Below are 20,996 nucleotides of genomic sequence, written 5' to 3'. Positions count from 1 at the left end.
CATGAAAGGCTCCTGCCTCTGCGGCACCGTCCGGTACGAAGCCGCCCGCCTCGCGGGCCCGATCGTCCACTGCCATTGCACGACCTGCCGCAAGGCGCACAGCGCGGCCTTCACCACCACCGCGCGCGCCGACCGCGCCGACTTCCGCTGGACGGCCGGCGAGGAAGCCCTCGGCTCCTTCGAGTCGACGCCCGGCAAGCTGCGCCACTTCTGCACGCGCTGCGGCACCCACCTGGTGGCGGAGTGGGTCGCGCAGCCGCAGGTGATCCTGCGCGTGGCCTCGCTCGACGACGACCCGGGCAGCCGACCGAGCGCGCACATCTGGACGTCGCTCGAGGCGCCGTGGCTGGCCCACGCCGGCCCCATCCCGTCGTTCGCCGAAGCGATGCCGCCCAAGGCATGAGCAGCAAGATCCAGTTCCGCCGCAAGGTGATCGTCGCCGTGCTGCTGTGCGTGGCCGTCGGCGGCGCCATCGTGCGGCACTACGCGACGCCCGGTACCACCACGCGCGACATCGCGACGCTGCTGATGGTGCTGTGGGTGCCGATCATCGGCAACGTGATCGCGTGGCTCATCGGCAAGCGGCCGCGCCGCGCGCCGCGTTCGCCGGCCGCGGCACCGCCGGGCTTCGACACGGCCGGTGCGTTCGCGCCGCATGCGCGTGTCGAACTCGTCTTCCGCAAGCCGGCGCTGCCCTCGCAGGACGTACCGATCGCACCGGGCGAGTACCGCTGCGCGCTGGTGCTCGACAAGGAAGGCTTTTCGGCGCGCTGGATCGTTCCGCCGGGCGAGTCGCTGGAGCGCGGCAAGCCGGCTGTGCTCGACATCGAATACCTCTCGCCGGCGCTGGCGCAGCCGCGCCTCCCGCAAGGCACCGCCTTCCGCGTGCTGGTCGGCGATTCCTTCGTCGCCGACGGCCGCGTGCTCTGAGGGCCATCGCCGCCCGGCGGATCGCGATCGCCGGCAAACCGGCGGTCCAGGCGGCAAAAAGGGGCGATTGTTCACCCCAGGGAAACTGACAACTGCCGCGCAGGCCCTTGGTCGCGAAGGCTGCGGCTCGCACACTCCAATGCCCTTTCACCGGCATCGGCGTGCGTGCACCGCCGATGCGCTTCAGGACCGCTTCCCATGATGAATTCACCCAGCAGCAATCCGTGCATCGACGAGGTCGGCGGCATCGCGCCGGCAGCGCACGTGCCTGCCTCACGCTCCGCCTGGCTCGCCGTGAGCTCGATCGCCGTCGGCACCTTCGCGATGGTATCGACCGAGTTCATGCCCATCGGGCTGCTCACCGATATCGCGCGCGGCCTCAACGTGTCCGACGGCACCGCCGGCCTGATGGTCACGATGCCCGGCGTGCTGGCCGCCTTCGCCGGCCCGGCACTGATCGTGGCCTCGGGCAAGCTCGACCGCCGCACCGTGCTGATCGCGCTCACCACGCTGCTCATCGCGTCGAACCTGCTCGCCGCCTTCGCGCCCAACTTCGCCACCATGCTGGTGGCGCGCCTGCTGCTCGGCCTTTGCGTCGGCGGCTTCTGGACCTTCGCGCCCGCCGCAGCCACGCAACTGGTGCCGCATGCCTCGCAGGCGCGTGCCATGTCGATCGTGCTGGCCGGCGTGTCGGCCGCCACCGTGCTCGGCGTGCCGGCCGGCTCGTTCCTCGGCACGCTGTTCGGCTGGCGCGCATCGTTCGCCGTCACCGGTGCGCTCGCGGCCATCGTGCTGCTCGTGCAGCTCTGGCTGCTGCCGGCGATGCCGCCGGCACGGGCCATCGGCGCGCGCGACCTGCTGACGCCGCTCACGCGCCGCATGGCGCAGGTCGGCCTGCTCGCGGTGCTGTTCTTCATAGCCGGCCACTTCGCGGCCTACACCTACCTGAAGCCGCTGCTGCAGCAGGTCTTCGGCCTGGCGCCGAACGCGGTCTCGACCTTGCTGCTGGTCTATGGCGCCGTGGGCTTCGTCGGCACTTTCCTCGGTGGCAGCCTGGTGGCGCGCAGTGTGCGCGGCACCACCCTGCTGGCGGCGCTGATGCTGGCCACGGCACTGCTGCTGTCCACGCTGATCGGCACCGGCTTCGTGCCGGGCGCGCTGGTGGTCGTGATCTGGGGCGTGGCCTTCGGCCTGATCCCGGTGGCGCTCACCGGCTGGATGATGGAAGCCGTGCCCGATGCGCCCGAAGCCGGGCAGGCGCTGCTGGTCAGCGGCTTCCAGGTGGCCATCGCCTCGGGTGCGCTGATCGGCGGCGTGACGGTCGACAGCTTCGGCATCTCCAGTGCGATGGTGCTCAGCGGTGTGCTGGTGCTGATCGCCGCGCTGATCGTCGGCACGCTGGGCCGCTCGCGGGGCACCGCACCGATGGCGGCGATCCCGGAGTGACGGCACAGCAAGACCGTTTTTCTATCGGCGGCCGCGCCTGCCGGCCGCCACGATCGCATCGAGCACCACGCGCAGGGCCTTGCTGACGGGCTTGTCGCGCCGCACCACGACGGCCAGCGTGCGATGCATGCGCGGGCTCAGCCGGTGCACCCTCAGCCCGGGGTGGGCGCCGCGGCCCGTCATCGACATGCCGGGCACGATGCCGTAGCCCAGCCCCGCGGCCACCATCTCCTTCATTGCCTCGACGCTGCCCAGTTCCATCACCGCCTGGGGCTGCAGGCCCGCCGCGGCAAACCACCGGTCGACCAGCTTGCGCGTGTTGGCCGCGGGCTCGAACAGCACCAGCGGAAGCGCACCCAGGTCGGCCGGCGTGAGCTTCGCCCTCAACGGTGCGAGTCCTTTCGCGTCCACGGGCGCGATGGCGACGAACTCGTCCTCGAGCACCGGCGTCGCGGCGAGCGAACGGCCCGCGGCCGGCAGCGTGACCAGCGCGAGGTCGAGGCTGTTTTCCTCCACCTTGCGTGCCTGGTCTTCGGTGTTGCCGGTGCTCACGATCACGCCGAGTCCCGGGAACTGCTCGCGCAGCGTTCGCAATACGCCCGGCAGGAAATGAAGGCATGCGGTGGCACCGGTGCCGAGCCGCACGCGGCCTGCGACGCCGCTCGCGTGGTCGGCCAGCGCATCGATCGCGTTCTCGACCGCGGTGTCGATGTGCGGCACGTGGCGCAGCAGCTCCATGCCCGCGGGCGTGGCCCGGGCCCGCTTTCCCACGCGCTCGATGAGCCGCACCGCGAGCCGGCGTTCGAGCTGGCGGATCTGCAGGCTCACCGCCGGCTGCGACACGCCCAGGCGCTCGGCCGCTGCCGAGAAGCTGCCGGTTTCGATCACCAGGCCGAAGGACCTGAGCTGGTCGAGGTTGAGTGTCTTTTCCAAAGTATTCCTTATGCACCGCATAGGTCGGCGAAGCTTCACTTATCGATGAGAGCTCGTCAACATCGATGCCATGTCGCCGTCATCGTCCGCTTCCCCCGCCGTTGCCGCCGTCGAGATCCTCGACGCCGAGCCCCTCCACATGGCCGCCGTGCAGGCCATCTACAGCCACTACGTGCTGCACGACCTCTGCTCGTTCGAGGAGCAGGTGCCCACCGTCGAGCAGATGCAGGCGCGCCGCGCGGACGTTCTCGCGCGCGCCCTTCCCTATCTGGTCGCATTGAAGGACGGCGAGGTGGCCGGCTACGCCTACGCCACGGCCTACCGTGCGCGCTCGGCCTACCGGCACACGGTGGAAGACTCGATCTACGTCGCGCAAGGCATGCACGGCCACGGCATCGGCAAGGCGCTGCTGCGCGAAGTGATCCGCCGCTGCACCGAAGGCGGCTTCACGCAGATGGTGGCCGTGGTCGGCAACAGCGCCAACACCGGTTCGCAGCGGCTGCACGAAAGCCTGGGCTTCGAGCGCGTCGGCGTGCTGCGCGACGTGGGCTTCAAGTTCGGCCGCTGGGTCGATACCGTGCTCATGCAGCGCGCGTTGCGCTGAGCCTGGCGATGCCGGGTGCCCGGGCCGCGCCCGCGCGCGCCGCTGCCTCGGGTGCGGCGCCGGGTGGAACCCGGCGCTGCCGCTCATCGAATCACTGGTCCTCGCCTTCCGACCACTCGGGGCTGTAGCCGCCCAGCGTCGGGTGGTACATCTCGTCGCCCGAGTGCTGCGTGAACTCGACGTTGAGCCGGTCTTCGCGCAGCCCCAGGATGTCGATGCAGTCACGGCACAGCGCCTTCGCCACCTCGAGCCGCAGTTCGGCCGAGCGTCCGCGCCGGATGTCGCACATCAGCACCGACACCTCGACCGGTTCGCCGTCGACCATGCGCCACACGCCGCCCTCCCCCACCTCGCGGATGGCGATGCTGATGCGGCGCATGTCGACGCTCATCAGGCGGGCGTAGGTCTCACTGAGCTGCTTCGCAAGGCGCTTCTTGTCGGCCGCTGCGTGGCGGCCGTTCACGTCGAGTTGGAGGTAGGGCATGCGGAAATTCTGCGCCTTGCGTCAGCGAGGCAACGCCTGCGCACCGCGATACCCCAGCAGCGGGTCGTACAGGTCGGTGCGGCGGTCGCGGTGCAGGTCGTTGAACCGGTTCCAGATGGGCGCGCTGCGCGCGGCGCCCAGGTCGACGTCGGCGTAGAGGATGGTGTCTTCCTCGGGCCCGGCGATGCGCCCGACGGGCCAACCGTTGGTGCCCGCGATGAGCGAGTTGCCCATGAAGCCCGCGCCGCGCTCCTGGCCGACGCGGTCGGCCGCGGCGATGAAGAGGTTGTTCGAATGCGCGGCCGTGATCGTCAGGTACGCGGCCATGCAGGTGCCGCTGGCGTCGTACAGCGGCGGCGGGGTCCAGACCCACGCGGTGGGCAGGCAGACGATGTCGGCGCCGAGCTGCGCGAGGATGCGCGTCGTCTCCGGGAACCAGATGTCCCAACACACCAGCAGGCCGATGCGGCCGATCTTCGTCTCGAACACCGGGTAGCCCTCGTCGCCCGGCGTGAACCAGAGCTTCTCGTTGTTCCACAGGTGCGTCTTGCGATAGCGGCCGATGTAGCCGTCGGGGCCGACGAGCACCGCCGTGTCGAACAGCTTCATGCCGTCCTGCTCGACGAGGCAGCCGACGATGTAGACGTCGTGTTGCGCGGCGAATGAGATCCAGCCTTGCACCGTCGCTCCGCCCGGCACGGGTTGCGAATGCGCATAGGCCTCCTCGCGGCCGCTGAAGCAGTAGCCGGTGGTGGCGAGCTCGGGCAGCACGATGAGCCGGGCCTGGTTCCCGACGGCGGCCATCAGGCGTTCGTGCACGGCCTGCGCATTGCGCTCGAGGTTCTCGATGCCGACCTGCGGATCGAACTGCACGACGGCGACGCGCACTGGGCTGGCGCGCAGGCCCGGCGTGGCGTCCGCGCTGGTGGCAACAGCGACGGCGGAGGGAACGGATGAATTCATAAATATGGATCTTTTGGTTTCAGAATAAAACCATTCCGATCCTAGTCCTCATGGTTTTACTTTGCAACCGATAGGGCTGCGGCGGACTACACTCGCCCACCGAAGGAAAAGCCATGGCCCAGAGAAAAAGCCTCAGGAACGACGCATGCCCGATGGCGCGCTCGCTCGAAATCGTCGGTGACCAGTGGTCGCTGCTCATCGTGCGCGACGCGTTCGACGGCATGAAGCGCTTCGGCGAGTTCCAACAGAGCCTGGGCGTGGCAAAGAACATCCTGTCGGACCGGCTGAAGTACCTGGTGCAGGAAGGCGTGCTCGACCTGGCGCCGGCGTCCGACGGATCGCTCTACCAGGAATACGTGCTCACGCCCAAGGGCAAGGGCCTGTTCCCGGTGGTGGTCGGGCTGCGCCAATGGGGCGAAGCGCACCTGTTCGCCAAGGGCGAGCCGCACTCGACGCTGCTCGAGCGCGACAGCGGCAAGCCGGTGCCGAAGATCGCGCTGCTCGCCCGCGACGGGCAGCCGCTCGAGCCGGAGAACACTTTCGTCAAGAAGCTGCCGGTGACGGCCGGCGCCGGCTGAACCGGCTGGCCGATGCGTCGAGGGCGCGGCCCGCGCGCGGCAGGGCTACTCGCCCAGCAGCTCGCCGATCGGTTGCAGGTCTTCCACCCGGTCGCAGATCGACTTGATCACCATCGTGATCGGAATGCCGAGCAACAGCCCCCAGATGCCCCACAGCCAGCCCCAGAAGATCACGCCCACGAAGACCGCCACCGGGTTCATGCGGCTGGTGCGGCTGGTGAGCCAGGGCATCAGCAGGTTGCCGATGACCGTGTGGATGGCCAGCGACACGCCGCCCACCACGATGCCCATCTGCAGGCTGTTGAACTGCAGGAACGCCACCAGCCCCGCGGCCGCCAGCACGATCACCGAGCCGATGTACGGGATGAGGTTGGTCACGGCCGCGATGATCCCCCATACGGCCGCGTTCTCGACGCCGAGGGCCCAGAAGGCGACGCCCGTCGCCACGCCGACGATCGCGCTCACCAGTATCTGCACCAGCAGGTAGCGCTCAATGTTGCGCGTGATGTCGTCGAGCACGTGCACGGTGACCTTCTTCTTCTGCAGGCTCGAGCCGGTGATCTTGATGAGCTTGCGGCGGAAGGTGTCCCCCGAGCACAGCGCGAAGTACGTGAGGAAGGCCACGAGCGTGAGCTGCCCCATGGCGCTCAGCAGTCCGACGGTGCCGCTCAGGAGATAGTCGCGCACGTTGAAGCCGGGCCGTTCGATGATGACGCGCGCCACCCCGCGGCGCGAGGCCACGCGGGCGGAGTTTTCTTCCGCGGCCTTCTCGAGCTGCGCGGCAGCGGCCTGGACGCTTTCGAGCGGCGTGGCGCTGGCACCCTTGTCGCGGCGCATCGCCTGCCCGAGCTTCTGCGCGGCGACGGGCAGCGAATCGAGCAGCTGCGAGGCATTGCCCGAGAGCGAGTAGCCGGTCCAGCCGATGCCGCCGAAAAGGCCCATGAGGATCAGCCCGGCGCCGATCCAGCGCGGCATGCGCCAGCGATGCAGCAACTCGACAAGCGGCGACAGCGCGTAGGTCAGCAGCAGGCTCAGCATGAGCGGAATGAACACCGCCTGCCCCCACTGCAGCGCGAACACGCTGGCCAGCACGGCGAGCACGACCAGCGAGGCGCTGCGCACATCGACCGGCATGTGCAGCAGCAGGCGCTTGCGTTCGCGTTCGCGCGCGGGTTCGGACACGGCCGGGTCGGCAGTCGGCCCGGACACGGGCCCGGGGTCCGCGGCCTGCGCAGCCACGGCGGCCGGAGGCTCGGGCGCAGGCTGCGGGGGCGCGTCCGGGTTGTCCACGGCACCGGAAGCGGAGGGCTTGCCGGGCGATGCGGGGCGGTCGTTGTTCATCGCGTCTCCTTCAGCACTTCGCGCACGGCGGCAAGCTGCCGGCGCGACACGGCCACGGGCTCGGGAACGGCGTCGAGCCGCAGCGCCCAGCCCTCGGCGTCCTCGCCATCGTCGTATTTCTCGAGCGCGCGGATGGCGGCGCGCGCCACCAGCGCATTGCGGTGCACCCGCAGGAAACGGTTCGGATAGCGCTCCTCGAACTCGTTGAGAGAACCGTCCAGGATGTGGCTGCGCGTGGCGGTGCGCACGGTGAGGTACTTGTACTCGGACTTGAGGTAGAGCACTTCGGACAGCGGCACGCGTTCGGCGCGGCCGCGGTCCTGGATCAGCACGCTTTCCGGCGGTGTCGGCAGGGCCGGTGCCGCGGCGGGGGCCTGCAGTGCGCGGCGCTCCTTCAGGAAGCGCTCGGCCTTCAGCAGCGCCTGCTGCAGGCGTTCGGCACGCACCGGCTTCGTGAGGTAGTCGACCGCATCGAGCTCGAAGGCAGTCACCGCGTGCGTGGCATGCGCCGTCACGAACACCACCGCCGGCGCGTCGGCGCGGCTGCGCAATTCGCGCGCGACCTCGATGCCGTCGACGCCGGGCATGTGCACGTCGAGAAGCACCAGGTCGAGCGCCATCGTGGCCAGCTGCTGCAGCGCCTCGGCGCCCTGCGAGGCCTCGGCCACCACCTCGGCGGCGGGCGAGGCGCAGTCGCGCAGCAGGGTCCGCAGGCGCGAGCGGGCGAGCGATTCGTCGTCGACGATGAGGGTCTTGAGGGTCATGGTTCGGCGGAGTCTGCGGGAATGGCGATGCGCACGCGGTAGTTCTTCTGGTCCATGCCGGCGCTGAACTGCATCTGCATGTCGTGCAGCAGCCGCAGCCGGTCGCGCACGTTCGCCAGCGCGATGCCGTGGCCGCGCGGCAGCGGCTCGTCGGCCCAGCGCAGCGGCGGCAGGCTGTTGACCACCTCGATCACCACCATGCTGCCGCGCCGCTCGGTCCGGATGCGCAGCTTGGCGCCCTCGGGGCTGGGCTCGACGCCGTGCTTGATCGCGTTCTCCACCAGCGGCTGCAGCAGAAGCGGCGGCAGCCGCGCCTTGCTGGCGGCGACGTCCAGGTCCCAGCGGATGCGCAGCCGATCGCCGAAGCGCACCTGCTCGATGGCAAGGTAACGCTCGGCGAGCGCGATCTCGTCGGCCAGCGTGCCCGATTCGCCGGGGTCGGCCAGCGCCTGGCGGAACAGCTCGGCCAGGTCTTCCAGCATGGTCTCGGCCTTGGCGGGCTCCTCGCGCACCAGCGCAATGGCGCTGTTGAGCGTGTTGAAGAGGAAGTGCGGGCGGATGCGCGACTGCAGTTCCTCCAGCCGCGCGGTGGTCGCGGCCGGCGTCTGGCCGCGGGCACGCAACACCATTGCGGCCATCACCAGCCCCGCGAACAGGGCGCCGGCCAGTGCACTGGCCAGCCATGGCGCATTGGTGAGCACGCCCGTCATGCGCAGCAGGCCGCAGCCGTAGAGCGCAGACAGGGCACCCAGCACCGCACCGGCCGCGTACTGCCAGTGTTTCGGCAGACGCCGCAGCGGTTTCTTGAGCCCGCAGGCGGCCACCAGCCACAGCAGCGTGGCGGGCAGCGCGGCACCGGTGACCGTCGCCGCCTGCACCAGCCATTCGCCGGGCGTGGAGACCACGAAGAGCGTGGCGATCGCCACCACCACTTCCACGAAGACCACGGTGCGCAGCACCACGCCGATCTGGCAGGCATCGAAGATCGAGGGACTGCCGCGCAGGGGCACGCGCGCCCGTTCCGGCCTTTCCGGAGAAGACGGGGACGTGGGGGTGGAGCTGGCCGATAAAATCGCCGGGTTGCGCATCGCAGACATCTGATCCATCGGGTGACCAACCCATTATTGCCTCCTGGACGGCTCCCATGACCCAAAACCAACTCGACAAGAAATCCGAAGCCTGGTCGGCCCTGTTCTCCGAACCGATGAGCGACCTCGTGAAGCGCTACACCTCCAGCGTCTTCTTCGACAAGCGCCTGTGGCAGGCCGACATCCAGGGCTCCCTGGCGCATGCCGGCATGCTCGCCGCGCAGGGCATCATCGGCGTGCAGGACCACGCCGCGATCGAACGCGGGATGGCACAGATCCGCGCCGAGATCGAATCCGGCGCCTTCGAGTGGAAGCTCGACCTGGAAGACGTGCACCTCAACATCGAGGCCCGCCTGACCCAGCTGGTCGGCGACGCCGGCAAGCGCCTGCACACCGGCCGCAGCCGCAACGACCAGGTCGCCACCGACGTGCGCCTGTGGCTGCGCGGCGAGATCGACCTCATCGGCGACCTGCTGGTCGAGCTGCAGAAGGCGCTGGTGGACATCGCCGAGAAGAACGTCGACGTGATCCTGCCGGGCTTCACTCACCTGCAGGTGGCGCAGCCGGTGAGCTTCGGCCACCACATGCTGGCCTACGTGGAAATGTTCAGCCGCGACGCCGAGCGCATGGGCGAGGTGCGCCGCCGCGTCAACCGCCTGCCGCTGGGCGCCGCCGCACTCGCCGGCACCAGCTACCCGCTCGACCGCGAGCTGGTCGCGAAGACGCTGCAGATGGACGGCGTGTGCCAGAACAGCCTGGACGCGGTGAGCGACCGCGACTTCGCGATCGAATTCACCGCCGCGGCCAGCCTGTGCATGGTGCACGTGAGCCGCATGAGCGAGGAACTCATCCTGTGGATGAGCCAGAACTTCGGCTTCATCAACATCGCCGACCGGTTCACCACCGGCTCGTCGATCATGCCGCAGAAGAAGAACCCCGACGTGCCCGAGCTGGCCCGCGGCAAGACCGGCCGCGTGGTCGGCCACCTGATGGCGCTCATCACCCTCATGAAGGGCCAGCCGCTGGCCTACAACAAGGACAACCAGGAAGACAAGGAGCCGCTGTTCGACACCGTCGACACGCTCAAGGACACCCTGCGCATCTTTGCCGAGATGATCGGCGGCATCACGGTGAAGCCCGAGGCCATGGAAGCCGCCGCGCTGCGCGGCTACGCCACCGCCACCGACCTGGCCGACTACCTGGTGAAGAAGGGCCTGCCCTTCCGCGACGCGCACGAGACCGTGGCCCATGCCGTGAAGGCCGCCACCTCGCACAAGGTCGACCTGGCGGAACTGCCGCTGGCCGTTCTGCAGCAGTTCAACCCGAGCATCGAGAAGGACGTGTACGACGTGCTGAGCCTGCGCGGCTCGCTGAATGCGCGCAACATCCTGGGCGGCACGGCCCCGGCGCAGGTGAAGGCGCAGGTCGCGCGCCACCGCGCGCGCCTGGGCTAGGAATGCCGGGCCCCCGGCTTTTTGCCCGCTGCGCTCCTGCGACGCCATCCCCCACCGGGCAGGCGGGGCTCGGCCTGCGGCGGCCCGGCGTCGGCCGCCCGTAAGCGGCGAAGCCGACAACCCGGAAACGCACCGTGTTCTACGCCATCCCGCTCGAGAAAAGACCGAGCTGGCGCAATCCGCCGTGGATGACGGTGCTGCTGATCCTCCTGAACATGATCGTGTTCTGGGGGCCGCAGCGCAGCGAGGAAAAAGGCCAGGAGCGCGCCGCCGGCTACTACGTGGACAGCGCGCTGCCCGAGCTGGAGCTGCCGCCGTTCGTCGACTGGCTCGACAAGACCGACCCGAAGCGCGGCAAGGTCGCGCGGCGCATGCTGCGGCACGAAGAGGCCTACCCGCAGTTGCTCGAAGGCCTGCAGCGCGACAGGAAGTTCCTTGCGAAGCTGCAGGCGGACGAGATCATCACGCCCTCGAACCCGAGGTACGGCGAATGGAAGCATGAGCGCCAGCAATACGAGGCCATGCTGCCCGCGCCCTTCACCGAGCGCTGGGCGCAGGACTACGGCACGGATGCCGAGTCCAGGCCATGGACCTGGCTCACCGCCGCCTTTCTGCATGGCAGCACCGGCCACCTGCTGGGCAACATGCTGTTCCTGTTCCTGTTCGGCTTCTCCGTCGAACTCGCGCTGGGGCGCGGCACCTACCTGACCTTCTACCTGCTGGGCGCCATCGGGGCTTCGGCGCTGGCCGGCTGGGCCTATGCGGGCAAGGGCACCTACGGCCTGGGCGCCTCGGGCGCCATCTCGGCGCTGATGGGCATGTACGCGGTGATGTGCCGGCTCAAACGCATCCGCTTCTTCTATCAGCTGTTCTTCTATTTCAACTACGTGACAGCGCCCGCGCTGCTGCTGCTGCCGGCGTGGATCGTCAACGAGCTCATGCAGCACTGGCTCGGCGGCCAGGGCATCGCCTACATGGCCCACCTCGGCGGTCTGCTGACCGGTGCGGCGCTGATGGCCGGCGCCCTCATGCTGCGCCGCGTGCACGCACCCGAAGCGGCGGCTGCACCCGAGCCGGACCGCTTCGAGGAGCACGTGGCCGCGGCGCGGAAGTACGGCGCCGCGATGAAGTTCGAGCGCGCCTGCGCCGAGTGGCGCGCCGCCGCCGCGCTGCGCCCCGGCGATACCGACACGCTGCGCGCCTGGTTCAACACCGCGCGGCTGCAGCCCGCGAGCGAAGACTTCCATCAGGCCGCGCGCCGCATCTTCCGCCTGCCCGCCACCGAGCCGGACACGCTCGCCCTGCAGCACGCCAGCTACAAGGCCTACCTCGACCAGGCCAGGCCCGGCGCGCGGCTGAAACCCGACGACATGGCACGGCTGGCCCGCCGCTTCTCGCGCATCCGCCAGTTTGAGGACGCCGACCGGCTGTGCGCGATCCTGCTGAAGACCGCGCCTGAACACCCGGAACTGGCCGACACGCTGTCGGTGTGCGCCAACGGCCTGCTGCATGCCGGGCAGCGCGACAAGGCCATCGGCCTGCTGCCCCACCTGCTGCGGCTCGCGCCCAACGACATGGTCACGCGTGCCCTGCAGCGTGCCTGAGAGCGGCACGGCGACGGCTGCGGCCGTCATGTCACGGCGCCTTCGCGCCACCGCCCTGCCTTTGACTCACCCTTGCCCCGCCATCTCTGCATCATCTCTGCGTCATGGCACCGCAATTGCAGTAAACCGCGTGTAAAGCCGACCCCGCCCCTCGCGCCCCGTTGAACTTGGAGCCGCGCGCCAGCTCCATCCGGGGCCTTTTCCTACTTCCGCAACCTGTCCGATGCCTGACCAAATCCCCTCCCGCTTCGCCCTGCTGTTCACGGCCATGGCCATCGCCGCGCTCGCAGGCTGCTCGCGCACCAGCGTGGAGACGCCGGGCGCGCCGAACGGCGCGTCCGCACCAGAAAAGGAAGTCGGCACGGTCACCCTGGCGCACGAGACGCTGGCCATGAGCACCGAGCTGGCCGGCCGTACCATGGCCCCGGTCATCGCCGAGATCCGTCCGCAGGTCGGCGGCATCCTCAAGGAACGGCTCTTCACCGAAGGCGCGCAGGTCAAGGCCGGACAGGTGCTCTACCAGCTCGATCCGGCGCCGCTGCAGGCTGCCTACGCCAGCGCGCAGGCCAGCGTGCGCAAGGCCGAATCGGCCCTGGCCACCTCGCGCACCGTGGCCCGCCGCAACGCCGAGCTGGTGAAGATCGACGCCATCAGCCGGCAGGTGTTCGACGAATCCCAGGCCGCCGAGCAGCAGGCCGAGGCCGATCTCGGCGTGGCGCGCGCCGCGGAGCAGACCGCGCGCATCCAGCTCGGCTACACCCGCATCACCTCGCCGATCACCGGCTGGGCCGAGCTGTCGACGGTCACGCCCGGCGCGCTGGTCACGGCCAACCAGGCCGCTGCACTCACCACCGTGCAGCAGCTCGACCCCATCCACGTGCATGTCACCCAGTCGAGCAGCGAACTGCTGCGGCTGAAGCGCGAACTCGCCAGCGGCCGCCTGCAGCGCGCGAGCGACGCCGAGGCCCGCATCCAGCTGGTGCTGGAAGACGGCAGCAAGTACCCGCACGCCGGCCGGCTGACCTTCAGCGGCGTCACCGTCGACGCCGGCACGGGCAGCGTCACGCTGCGCGCGGTGGTGCCCAACCCCGACAGGCTGCTGATGCCCGGCATGTACGTGCGCGCCGTGCTGCAGGAAGGCACGAACGCCGCCGCGCTGCTGGTGCCGCAGCAGGCCGTGACACGCGCGCCCGACGGCAGCGCCTCGGCACTGGTGGTCGACGCCGAGAACAAGGTCGCGAAGCGCGCCATCCACGTCGGCCGTGCGGTCGGCACGCGCTGGCAGGTGCTCGAGGGCCTGGCCGCAGGCGACCGCGTGATGACCGAAGGCTCGCAGCGGGTGAAGGTCGGCGACAAGGTGAAGGTGGTCGATGTCGGCGCCAGGCCGGCGGCGGGTGCCGCACCCGGCCCGGTCGCCAGCGCCCGGCCCGACGCCGCCACCGCCGCTTCCAACCCCGTCGCGCGCTGAGGTCCGGCCATGGCGCAGTTCTTCATCGACCGGCCCATTTTCGCGTGGGTGCTCTCCATCGTCGTCATGCTCGCGGGGCTGATGGCGATCCGCACGCTGCCGCTGGAGCAGTACCCCGACATCGCGCCGCCGCGCGTGTCCATCAACGCCACCTACACCGGCGCCTCCGCCAAGACGGTGGAAGACTCGGTCACCCAGGTCATCGAGCAGCAGCTCAAGGGGCTGGACAACCTGCTCTACATGCAGTCGACCAGCAACTCGTCGGGCGTGGCGCGGCTGTCGCTCACCTTCAACGCGGGCACCAGCATCGACGTGGCGCAGATGCAGGTGCAGAACAAGCTGCAGCAGGCCATGTCGCGCCTGCCGCAGCAGGTGCAGAGCCGCGGCGTCACCGTCACCAAGGGCGGCAACGACTTCCTGATGATCGTGTCGATGTACTCCGGCGACGGCAGCGCATCGGCGGTGGACGTGGGCGACTACATCTCCAGCAACCTGGTGGACGTGATCAGCCGCATCGACGGCGTGGGCGAAGTGCAGACGCTGGGCACCGGCTACGCCATGCGGCTGTGGCTCGACCCCGACAAGCTGCGCAAGTACGCGCTGATGCCCTCGGACGTGAACGCCGCCATCACCGCGCAGAACGCGCAGGTGTCGGCCGGCCAGCTCGGCGCGCTGCCGGCCCGTGCGCAGCAGCAGCTCACCGCCACCATCACCGCGCGCAGCAAGCTGACGACGGCGGAGCAGTTCGAGAACGTGGTGCTGCGCGTGGCGCCCGACGGCGCCGTGGTGCGGCTGAAGGACGTGGCGCGCGTGGAACTCGGCGCGGAAAACCTCACGGTGCGCTCGCAGCTCAGCGGCCGCCCCGGCGCGGGCCTCGGCGTGGTGCTGGCCGATGGCGCCAATGCGGTGCAGGTGGCCGAGGCGGTGAAGGCCAAGATCGAGGAGCTCAAGCCCCTGTTCCCCAACCAGCTGCAGACCTTCGTCAGCTACGACACCACGCCGTTCGTGAGCGCCTCCATCGACGAGGTGGTCAAGGCGCTGCTCGAAGCCATGGTGCTCGTGGTGCTGGTGATGTACGTGTTCCTGCAGAACTTCCGCGCCACGCTCATTCCGGCCATCGCGGTGCCGGTGGTGCTGCTGGGCACCTTCGGCGTGCTGTCGCTCGCAGGCTATTCGATCAACACGCTCACCATGTTCGGCATGGTGCTGGCCATCGGCCTGCTGGTGGACGACGCCATCGTGGTGGTGGAGAACGTCGAGCGCGTGATGCATGAAGAAGGCCTCTCGCCCAAGGAGGCCACGCGCAAGTCGATGGCCGAGATCACGCCCGCGCTGGTCGGCATCGCGCTGGTGCTGTCGGCGGTGTTCATCCCGATGGCCTTCTTCGGCGGTTCCACCGGCGTCATCTACCGCCAGTTCTCGATCACCATCGTCTCGGCCATGGCGCTGTCGGTGTTCGTGGCGCTCACGCTCACGCCGGCGCTGTGCGCGACCCTCCTGAAGCCGGTGCGCAAGGGCGGGCATGCCGCGCCGCGCCGCGGCCTGCCGGGGCGCGTCGACCGCTTCTTCGCGGGCTTCAATCGCGGCTTCGACAAGGGCGCAAGCCGCTACGAAGGCATCGTCGGCGGCATCGTGCGGCGCGGCAAGCGCAGCATCGTGGTCTACCTGCTGATCGCGGGCGTGATGGCGCTGCTGTTCATGCGCCTGCCCACATCCTTCCTGCCCGACGAGGACCAGGCCTTCCTGCAGGTGCAGGTGACCTTGCCGCCGGGCGCGTCGAACGCGCGGCTGCAGCCGGTGGTCGAGCAGGTGCAACAGTACTTCGGCAAGCAGCCCGAGGTGCTGAGCGTGAACGTGATCACCGGGCAGAACGGCGACCAGAGCTCGGCGCGCGCCTTCGTCAAGCTCAAGGACTGGGCCGAGCGCACCGGCACGGGCCAGTCGGCCGCGGAGCTTTCGCGCCGCGCCAACAAGGACCTGTCGTCGATCCGCGATGCGCGCGTGTTCGTGCTGCTGCCGCCGGCGGTGCGCGGGCTCGGTGCCAACGCGGGCTTCAACTTCCACCTGAAGGACCTCAACGGCCTGGGCCACGACGCGCTGGTGAATGCGCGCGACCAGGCCATCGACCTGCTGGGCCGGCGGCCCGAGGTGCGCAACGTGCGCAGCAACAACCTGGACGACACGCCCGAGTTCGCGGTGGACATCGACGACGCGCGCGCCGGCGCGCTGAGCCTGGCCACGTCGGACATCGACAGCACGCTGTCCAGCGCGATGGGAGGCACCTACATCAACGACTTTCTCGACAAGGGCCGCGTGAAGCGCGTGTACATGCAGGGCGACACCGACTTCCGCATGCTGCCCGCCGACATCGACCGCTGGAGCGTGCGCAACGGCCTGGGCCAGATGGTGCCCTTCCCCGCGTTCTCGAGCTCGCGCTGGAGCTACGGCTCGCCGCAGCTGCAGCGCTACAACGGCAGCCCGAGCTACGAGTTCGTCGGCGATGCCGCACCGGGCGTGAGCTCGGGCGATGCGATGGCCGCCGTCGACGAAGTGATGAAGCAGATGCCGCCGGGCATCGGCTACGAATGGACCGGCGCCTCCTACCAGGAGCGCCTGTCGGGCGCGCAGGCGCCGATGCTCTACGCCATCTCGATCCTGTTCGTGTTCCTGTGCCTGGCCGCGCTGTACGAAAGCTGGTCCGTGCCGTTCTCGGTGATCCTGGTGGTGCCGCTGGGCATCGTGGGGGCGCTGCTGTTCACCAGCTTCAGGGGCCTGAGCAACGACGTGTACTTCCAGGTCGGCCTGCTCACCACGGTGGGGCTGTCGTCGAAGAACGCGATCCTGATCGTGGAGTTCGCCAAGCAGCTGCAGGAACAGGGCAAGAGCGTGCTCGACGCCACGCTGCAGGCGGTGCGCCTGCGGCTGCGCCCGATCCTGATGACCTCGTTGGCCTTCGGCTTCGGCGTGCTGCCGCTGGCCATCGGCACCGGCGCGGGCGCGGGTGGCCGCCAGTCGATCGGCACTGCGGTGCTCGGCGGCATGGTGGTGGGCACCGCACTGGGCATCTTCTTCGTGCCGCTCTTCTTCGCGCTGATCCGCGGGTGGCTGGCCGGGCGGCAGCGCAAGGCGCAGGAGCGCGCGCAAGCCATTCCCGGCGAGACCGCCGAACAGGGAGGCCACTGAGATGAAGCGCGCTCTCCCTTTCCTCCCGTTCCGCTCGCTGGCGTTGACGGCCATCGCATCGGCCGTGCTCGCCGGCTGCGTCAACCTTGCACCCGACTTCGCCGCGCCGGCCTCGCCGGTGCCGCCGGCCCTGCCCGCCGCGGGCGTCGAAGCACCGACGCCGCTCGATGTCGGCTGGCGCAGCTTCTTCGTCGAGCCCCGGCTGCGGGGCACGATCGAGCTCGCGCTGGCCAACAACCGCGACCTGCGCGTGGCCGCGCTCAACATCGAGCGGGCACGCGCCCAGTACGGCATTGCGCGCGCGGGCCTGTTCCCCACGGTGGAAGCCGGGGCAGGCGGCAGCCGCTCGCGCACGCCGGGCAGCCTGTCGACCAGCGGCGAGCCGCGCATCTCCTCGCAGTACAGCGCCGACCTCGGCCTCACGAGCTACGAGATCGACCTGTTCGGCCGCGTGCGCAACCTGAGCGAAGCCGCGCTGCAGAGCTACTTCCAGACCGAGGCGACGCAGCGCGGCACGCAGATCAGCCTGGTCGCGTCGGTTGCCACCGCATGGCTGCAGCTGGCCGCCGACGAGCAGCGCCTGCAGCTCGCGCGCAACACGCTGGAGAGCCAGCGAAAGTCCTTCGACCTGGTGCAGCGCAGTCACCGGCTCGGAGCGCAATCGGGCCTGGCGCTCGCGCAGTCGCAGAGCACGGTCGATGCCGCGCGCGCCGACGTGGCCGCGTTCGACAGCCAGGTCGAGCAGGACCGCAATGCGCTGGCGCTGCTGGTCGGTGCGGTGCCGCCGGCCGAGCTGCTGCCCGCCGCCGCGCCCGACGCGACCTCTGCCGCGGTCACGCAACTGCTGGTGCCGCCAGCGGACCTGCCGTCGAGCGTGCTGCAGCAGCGCCCCGACGTGCTGGCCGCCGAGCACGCGCTGCGGGCGAGCAACGCCGACATCGGCGCGGCGCGCGCCGCGTTCTTTCCGCGCATCGCGCTCACCGCTTCCGCCGGCACGGCCAGCAGCACGCTCTCGGGCTTGTTCACGGGCGGCAGCAAGGCCTGGAGCTTCGCGCCGTCGATCAGCATCCCGATCTTCGACGGCGGCGCCAACCGGGTGAGCCTGGGCGTGGCCGAGGCGCAGCAGAAGATCCAGGTCGCCACCTACGAGAAGACCGTGCAGACCGCCTTCCGCGAAGTGGCCGACGCGCTGGCCGAGCGGCGCACGCTGGCCGAGCGGCTCGATGCACAGCGCTCGCTGCTCGGCGCGACCTCGCGCAGCTTCGAGCTGTCGCAGTCGCTGTTCCGCAGCGGCGCGAGCAGCTACCTCGACGTGCTCGATGCGCAGCGCGCCTACTACGCGGCGCAGCAGACGCTGATCGGCCTGCAGCTCACCGAGCAGGCCAACCGGCTCACGATCTACAAGGCGCTGGGCGGGGGCTGGAAGGAAGGCTGAAGTCCGACCGGGCCGCTCAGGCCTGGACGGCCGGGGCCGGGTCCTGCGGCGCCGCCGCGGGCGCCGGGCGCAGCAGCCAGCGCACTTCCTGCGTCTGCTCGGTGTCCGGGTAGCGCGCTTCCATGGTCGCGAGGATGGGCTGCGCCATGTCGGCACGGCCCAGCCCCTGCACCAGCGCACGTGCGGCCAGCTCGTAGGCCTGCGGAATCGCCTCGTGGCCGCGGAAGCGCTTGTCGAAGCCCGAGAGCAGCGCCAGCGTGGCGTGGGCGTCGCCGCCGCGCCACTCGGCCCGTGCCATGGCAATGACCATCTGCGCGTCGTCGAGCGCGAAGGCCTTGTCCTTTTCCTTGCAGGTCTTGAACACCTTCAGCGCCTCGGAAGACAGGTCGCGGCGCATCAGCAGCGGAATGAAGCGCTTCGCCTGGTCGAGCATGGTGGCGGTCTTGTCGGGCATGAGCGCCAGCACGCGGTGGTAGCGGCGCTGCGCGGCCAGGTCGTCGGACGCCGCGGTGCGCTGCGCTTCGTAGGCCACGCCCAGCGCGGCCGGGAGGTCGCCCTCGGTGACCAGTTGCGCCACCTCGGCGTCGGTGCGCTGCGCGGCGATCTGCTCGGGCGTGCGGCGGTCCACCGGACGGCCATCGTCGATCTCGCTGCCCGGCACGGCGTCGAAGCCGAAGGCGTCATGGTGCTGGAACATCACATAGCCGAGCAGGCTGGCCATCACCCAGCCGAAGTAGATGACGGCGAAGTTGGCGATCGGCAGCAGGATGCGCCCGTCGAACATCGGCATCACCAGCGCCATCGCCACCTGCGCACCGGTGCTCAGCAGGAACAGGAAGAAGCACAGCAGTGCGTAGGGCCAGCCGATGATGCGCATCGTGTCCATCACGTGGCCGGGGTTCATCGCCTGGAAGAAGCTGCCCGACTGCACCAGCACGATCACCGCCGCCGGGTAGGTGAACGACATCACGAACAACCCCACCGTGCCGAGGATCGGTGCGTAGTAGGCGAGCCAGCCGATCAGGAACGCCTGCACCAGCGTGATGGCGAACAGCTTCCACGGCAGGTAGGTCCACTCGTCGCTCGACTCGCGGCCGAAGTCCGAGGAGTCGCGGATGCCGCGCGCGCCCAGCGCGATGATCTTGAAGCCGTAGCGGCTGGCCGCCAGCATGATGCCGATCTCTATGAGGATGAGCGCCACCGCGTCGGGCAGGAAGAACACGCCCTCGAACAGCAGGCTGCAGAACGACAGCAGCAGCCCGTAGGCCAGCGGCCGCATCTGCAGCGGAAAAGCGAAGAAGCTGTTCAGCCGGTGCCAGAACGGCGGCGGAGGGGGCAGCGAATCCCTGGTGGCGAGCATGGCGACGGCGCCTCTGTGTAGGTGATGGATGAAGGTGCCGGCTGCAGGCTACTTGCGGAAGAAGTCGCTCTGGCTCATGACGCCGCGCCCGCCCAGGCGCACCACGGTGCTGTCCTCGGAGTGCACCAGGCGCATCTGGCCCAGTTCGCGTTCCAGGCGCTGGCTGAAGCTGGTCTTCAGCTGCATCGCGGCGTCGCCCATCTTCAGCACGCTGGTGCCCTTGACGATGGCGCTCCTGCGGTCGGAGGCCACCTCGACGGTGTCGATGTGGTAGTCGTACTCGATGGAAAGGATGGCGCCGCCCTGGTCGCCGACGCGGCGCAGCGTCTCCATGGTCTTGCGGGTGGCGGCGCAGGCCTCGTCGCGATTGAGCGAGGCCTCTTCGGTGCGGCCCATGATGGTCGTCCGGGTCTCGATGACGGCCTTGCTGCTGAGCTGCTTGCACAGCCTGTCGGCGTCGTTGGCCGACACGGCGCGCGCCTCCTGCTGGTAGTAGTCGCGCACCATCGACTCGTCGAGCTTGCGACCGCCGATGAAAAAGTACCAGGCGCCCACGCAGAGCGCGATCACGATCGCAATTTGCTTCATTCTTCCCCACCCGCGCTGGCGCGCCCCTCTCGTTTTGCGGCGCAGTATACGTTGACAATAGTTTTCAATTTCGTCCCGAAGGCGGGCTTTTCGAGACGGCTGTGGCTTGAATCCGACCGCCGGCCGACCCCGTATATCTGGCATGCGCACCGATGCTCCACAATCCGCGGATGACAGCACCCAGCCCCGACGCCGAACTGATGGCGCTGATCGACCGGATCGGCCATCGCGACGAAGCCGCCCTGCGCCAGCTCTACGACCGGACCTCGCCCAAGCTCATGGGCCTGGCAATGAAGGTCGTGCGCCAGCGAGAGTGGGCCGAGGACGTACTCCAGGAGTCGTTCCTGACGATCTGGCGCGCCGCGGGCGACTACCGCGCCTCGCTCAGCCCGCCGCTGGCCTGGCTCGGGCTGATCGTGCGCAGCCGTGCGCTCGACCTGCTGCGCCGCCGCACCGCGGACCGCGCCCAGCTGACCCAGGAGTTCGACGACCTGATGGCCGAACAGCTCGAATCGGATGCGCCCAACCCGGCGGACACGGCCGATGCCAGCGAGCAGGCCTGGGCGCTGCACCAGTGCCTGAGCCAGCTCGAGGGCCGGCAGCGCGAGGTGGTCAGCCTGGCCTACCTGCGCGAGATGAGCCACGGCGAGCTGTCCGAGCAGCTGAAGCTGCCACTGGGAACGGTCAAGACCTGGATCCGGCGCGGGCTGGAGAAGCTGCGGCTCTGCATGGGGCGCTTTGCATGAACGCGATGACGACGACGACGAAGGCGG

19 protein-coding genes are annotated in these 20,996 nt (G+C 69.5%); 11 read left to right on the top strand and 8 right to left on the bottom strand.

Annotated features, from left to right (window positions below; translation table 11 throughout):
* The first annotated feature begins 1 nt into the window (after nucleotide 1).
* From AACL56_RS09980 to AACL56_RS09970, 3 genes are all read left to right on the top strand, one after another.
* Nucleotides 2-403, top strand: coding sequence for a GFA family protein (locus tag AACL56_RS09980; RefSeq protein WP_339089688.1), 402 nt, complete (start codon nucleotides 2-4; stop codon nucleotides 401-403).
* Nucleotides 400-930, top strand: coding sequence for a hypothetical protein (locus AACL56_RS09975; RefSeq protein ID WP_339089687.1), 531 nt, complete (start codon nucleotides 400-402; stop codon nucleotides 928-930). Before AACL56_RS09980 ends, AACL56_RS09975 begins: the two co-directional genes overlap by 4 nt.
* A gap of 198 nt (nucleotides 931-1,128) precedes the next feature.
* Complete coding sequence (locus AACL56_RS09970; protein WP_339089686.1) at nucleotides 1,129-2,376, top strand: MFS transporter; 1,248 nt, start codon at nucleotides 1,129-1,131, stop codon at nucleotides 2,374-2,376.
* 21 nt (nucleotides 2,377-2,397) lie between these two features.
* On the opposite strand, the gene AACL56_RS09965 is transcribed toward AACL56_RS09970, so the two are convergent.
* Nucleotides 2,398-3,330: a LysR family transcriptional regulator gene (locus tag AACL56_RS09965; protein WP_339089685.1), complete on the bottom strand. Its 933-nt coding sequence runs from the start codon at nucleotides 3,328-3,330 to the stop codon at nucleotides 2,398-2,400.
* A gap of 49 nt (nucleotides 3,331-3,379) precedes the next feature.
* Here AACL56_RS09965 and AACL56_RS09960 point away from each other — a divergent pair, with 49 nt between their 5' ends.
* A complete protein-coding gene (locus AACL56_RS09960) occupies nucleotides 3,380-3,913 on the top strand; it encodes a GNAT family N-acetyltransferase (RefSeq protein ID WP_339089684.1) in 534 nt (177 codons plus the stop codon).
* A gap of 91 nt (nucleotides 3,914-4,004) precedes the next feature.
* On the opposite strand, the gene AACL56_RS09955 is transcribed toward AACL56_RS09960, so the two are convergent.
* Complete coding sequence (locus AACL56_RS09955) at nucleotides 4,005-4,397, bottom strand: tautomerase family protein (protein WP_339089683.1); 393 nt, start codon at nucleotides 4,395-4,397, stop codon at nucleotides 4,005-4,007.
* A gap of 21 nt (nucleotides 4,398-4,418) precedes the next feature.
* Nucleotides 4,419-5,360: a nitrilase family protein gene (locus tag AACL56_RS09950; RefSeq protein WP_339089682.1), complete on the bottom strand. Its 942-nt coding sequence runs from the start codon at nucleotides 5,358-5,360 to the stop codon at nucleotides 4,419-4,421.
* A 113-nt stretch (nucleotides 5,361-5,473) separates the two neighbouring features.
* Between AACL56_RS09950 and AACL56_RS09945 the strand changes: the two genes are divergently transcribed.
* Complete coding sequence (locus AACL56_RS09945) at nucleotides 5,474-5,938, top strand: winged helix-turn-helix transcriptional regulator (RefSeq protein ID WP_339089681.1); 465 nt, start codon at nucleotides 5,474-5,476, stop codon at nucleotides 5,936-5,938.
* Between the two features lie 45 nt (nucleotides 5,939-5,983).
* Here AACL56_RS09945 and AACL56_RS09940 read toward each other — a convergent pair whose 3' ends face one another.
* The 3 genes from AACL56_RS09940 to AACL56_RS09930 are packed head-to-tail and all read right to left on the bottom strand — an operon-like array spanning nucleotide 5,984 to nucleotide 9,131.
* Nucleotides 5,984-7,279: an AI-2E family transporter gene (locus AACL56_RS09940; RefSeq protein WP_339089680.1), complete on the bottom strand. Its 1,296-nt coding sequence runs from the start codon at nucleotides 7,277-7,279 to the stop codon at nucleotides 5,984-5,986.
* Complete coding sequence (locus AACL56_RS09935) at nucleotides 7,276-8,043, bottom strand: LytR/AlgR family response regulator transcription factor (protein ID WP_339089679.1); 768 nt, start codon at nucleotides 8,041-8,043, stop codon at nucleotides 7,276-7,278. The genes AACL56_RS09940 and AACL56_RS09935 overlap by 4 nt, the downstream gene beginning before the upstream one ends.
* Complete coding sequence (locus tag AACL56_RS09930; RefSeq protein ID WP_425337056.1) at nucleotides 8,040-9,131, bottom strand: sensor histidine kinase; 1,092 nt, start codon at nucleotides 9,129-9,131, stop codon at nucleotides 8,040-8,042. The genes AACL56_RS09935 and AACL56_RS09930 overlap by 4 nt, the downstream gene beginning before the upstream one ends.
* A 56-nt stretch (nucleotides 9,132-9,187) precedes the next feature.
* On the opposite strand from AACL56_RS09930, the gene argH reads away from it, so the two are divergent.
* From argH to AACL56_RS09905, 5 genes are all read left to right on the top strand, one after another.
* Entirely contained in the window at nucleotides 9,188-10,585 is a 1,398-nt protein-coding gene (argH, locus tag AACL56_RS09925; RefSeq protein WP_339089678.1) for an argininosuccinate lyase, read from the top strand.
* 134 nt (nucleotides 10,586-10,719) lie between these two features.
* Nucleotides 10,720-12,189, top strand: coding sequence for a rhomboid family protein (locus AACL56_RS09920; protein WP_339089677.1), 1,470 nt, complete (start codon nucleotides 10,720-10,722; stop codon nucleotides 12,187-12,189).
* 223 nt (nucleotides 12,190-12,412) lie between these two features.
* Complete coding sequence (locus AACL56_RS09915; RefSeq protein WP_339089676.1) at nucleotides 12,413-13,657, top strand: efflux RND transporter periplasmic adaptor subunit; 1,245 nt, start codon at nucleotides 12,413-12,415, stop codon at nucleotides 13,655-13,657.
* A gap of 9 nt (nucleotides 13,658-13,666) precedes the next feature.
* A complete protein-coding gene (locus AACL56_RS09910; protein WP_339089675.1) occupies nucleotides 13,667-16,840 on the top strand; it encodes an efflux RND transporter permease subunit in 3,174 nt (1,057 codons plus the stop codon).
* Between the two features lies 1 nt (nucleotide 16,841).
* On the top strand, nucleotides 16,842-18,275 hold the full coding sequence (locus AACL56_RS09905) for an efflux transporter outer membrane subunit (protein ID WP_339089674.1): 1,434 nt from the start codon (nucleotides 16,842-16,844) through the stop codon (nucleotides 18,273-18,275).
* Between the two features lie 16 nt (nucleotides 18,276-18,291).
* On the opposite strand, the gene AACL56_RS09900 is transcribed toward AACL56_RS09905, so the two are convergent.
* Both AACL56_RS09900 and AACL56_RS09895 read right to left on the bottom strand, forming a co-directional pair.
* The gene (locus AACL56_RS09900; RefSeq protein WP_339089673.1) at nucleotides 18,292-19,635 is read right to left on the bottom strand and encodes a hypothetical protein; all 1,344 of its coding nucleotides are present in this window, start codon (nucleotides 19,633-19,635) and stop codon (nucleotides 18,292-18,294) included.
* A gap of 48 nt (nucleotides 19,636-19,683) precedes the next feature.
* Complete coding sequence (locus AACL56_RS09895; RefSeq protein ID WP_339089672.1) at nucleotides 19,684-20,223, bottom strand: hypothetical protein; 540 nt, start codon at nucleotides 20,221-20,223, stop codon at nucleotides 19,684-19,686.
* A 170-nt stretch (nucleotides 20,224-20,393) separates the two neighbouring features.
* On the opposite strand from AACL56_RS09895, the gene AACL56_RS09890 reads away from it, so the two are divergent.
* Nucleotides 20,394-20,969, top strand: coding sequence for an RNA polymerase sigma factor (locus tag AACL56_RS09890; protein ID WP_339089671.1), 576 nt, complete (start codon nucleotides 20,394-20,396; stop codon nucleotides 20,967-20,969).
* Nucleotides 20,970-20,996 lie beyond the last annotated feature (27 nt).

Source organism: Variovorax paradoxus, from assembly GCF_902712855.1.
In the GTDB taxonomy this organism is placed as follows: Bacteria; Pseudomonadota; Gammaproteobacteria; order Burkholderiales; family Burkholderiaceae_C; genus Variovorax; species Variovorax paradoxus_Q.
Note: the sequence above shows the minus strand (reverse complement) of the source record. Positions and strands in the feature narration are given on the sequence as shown.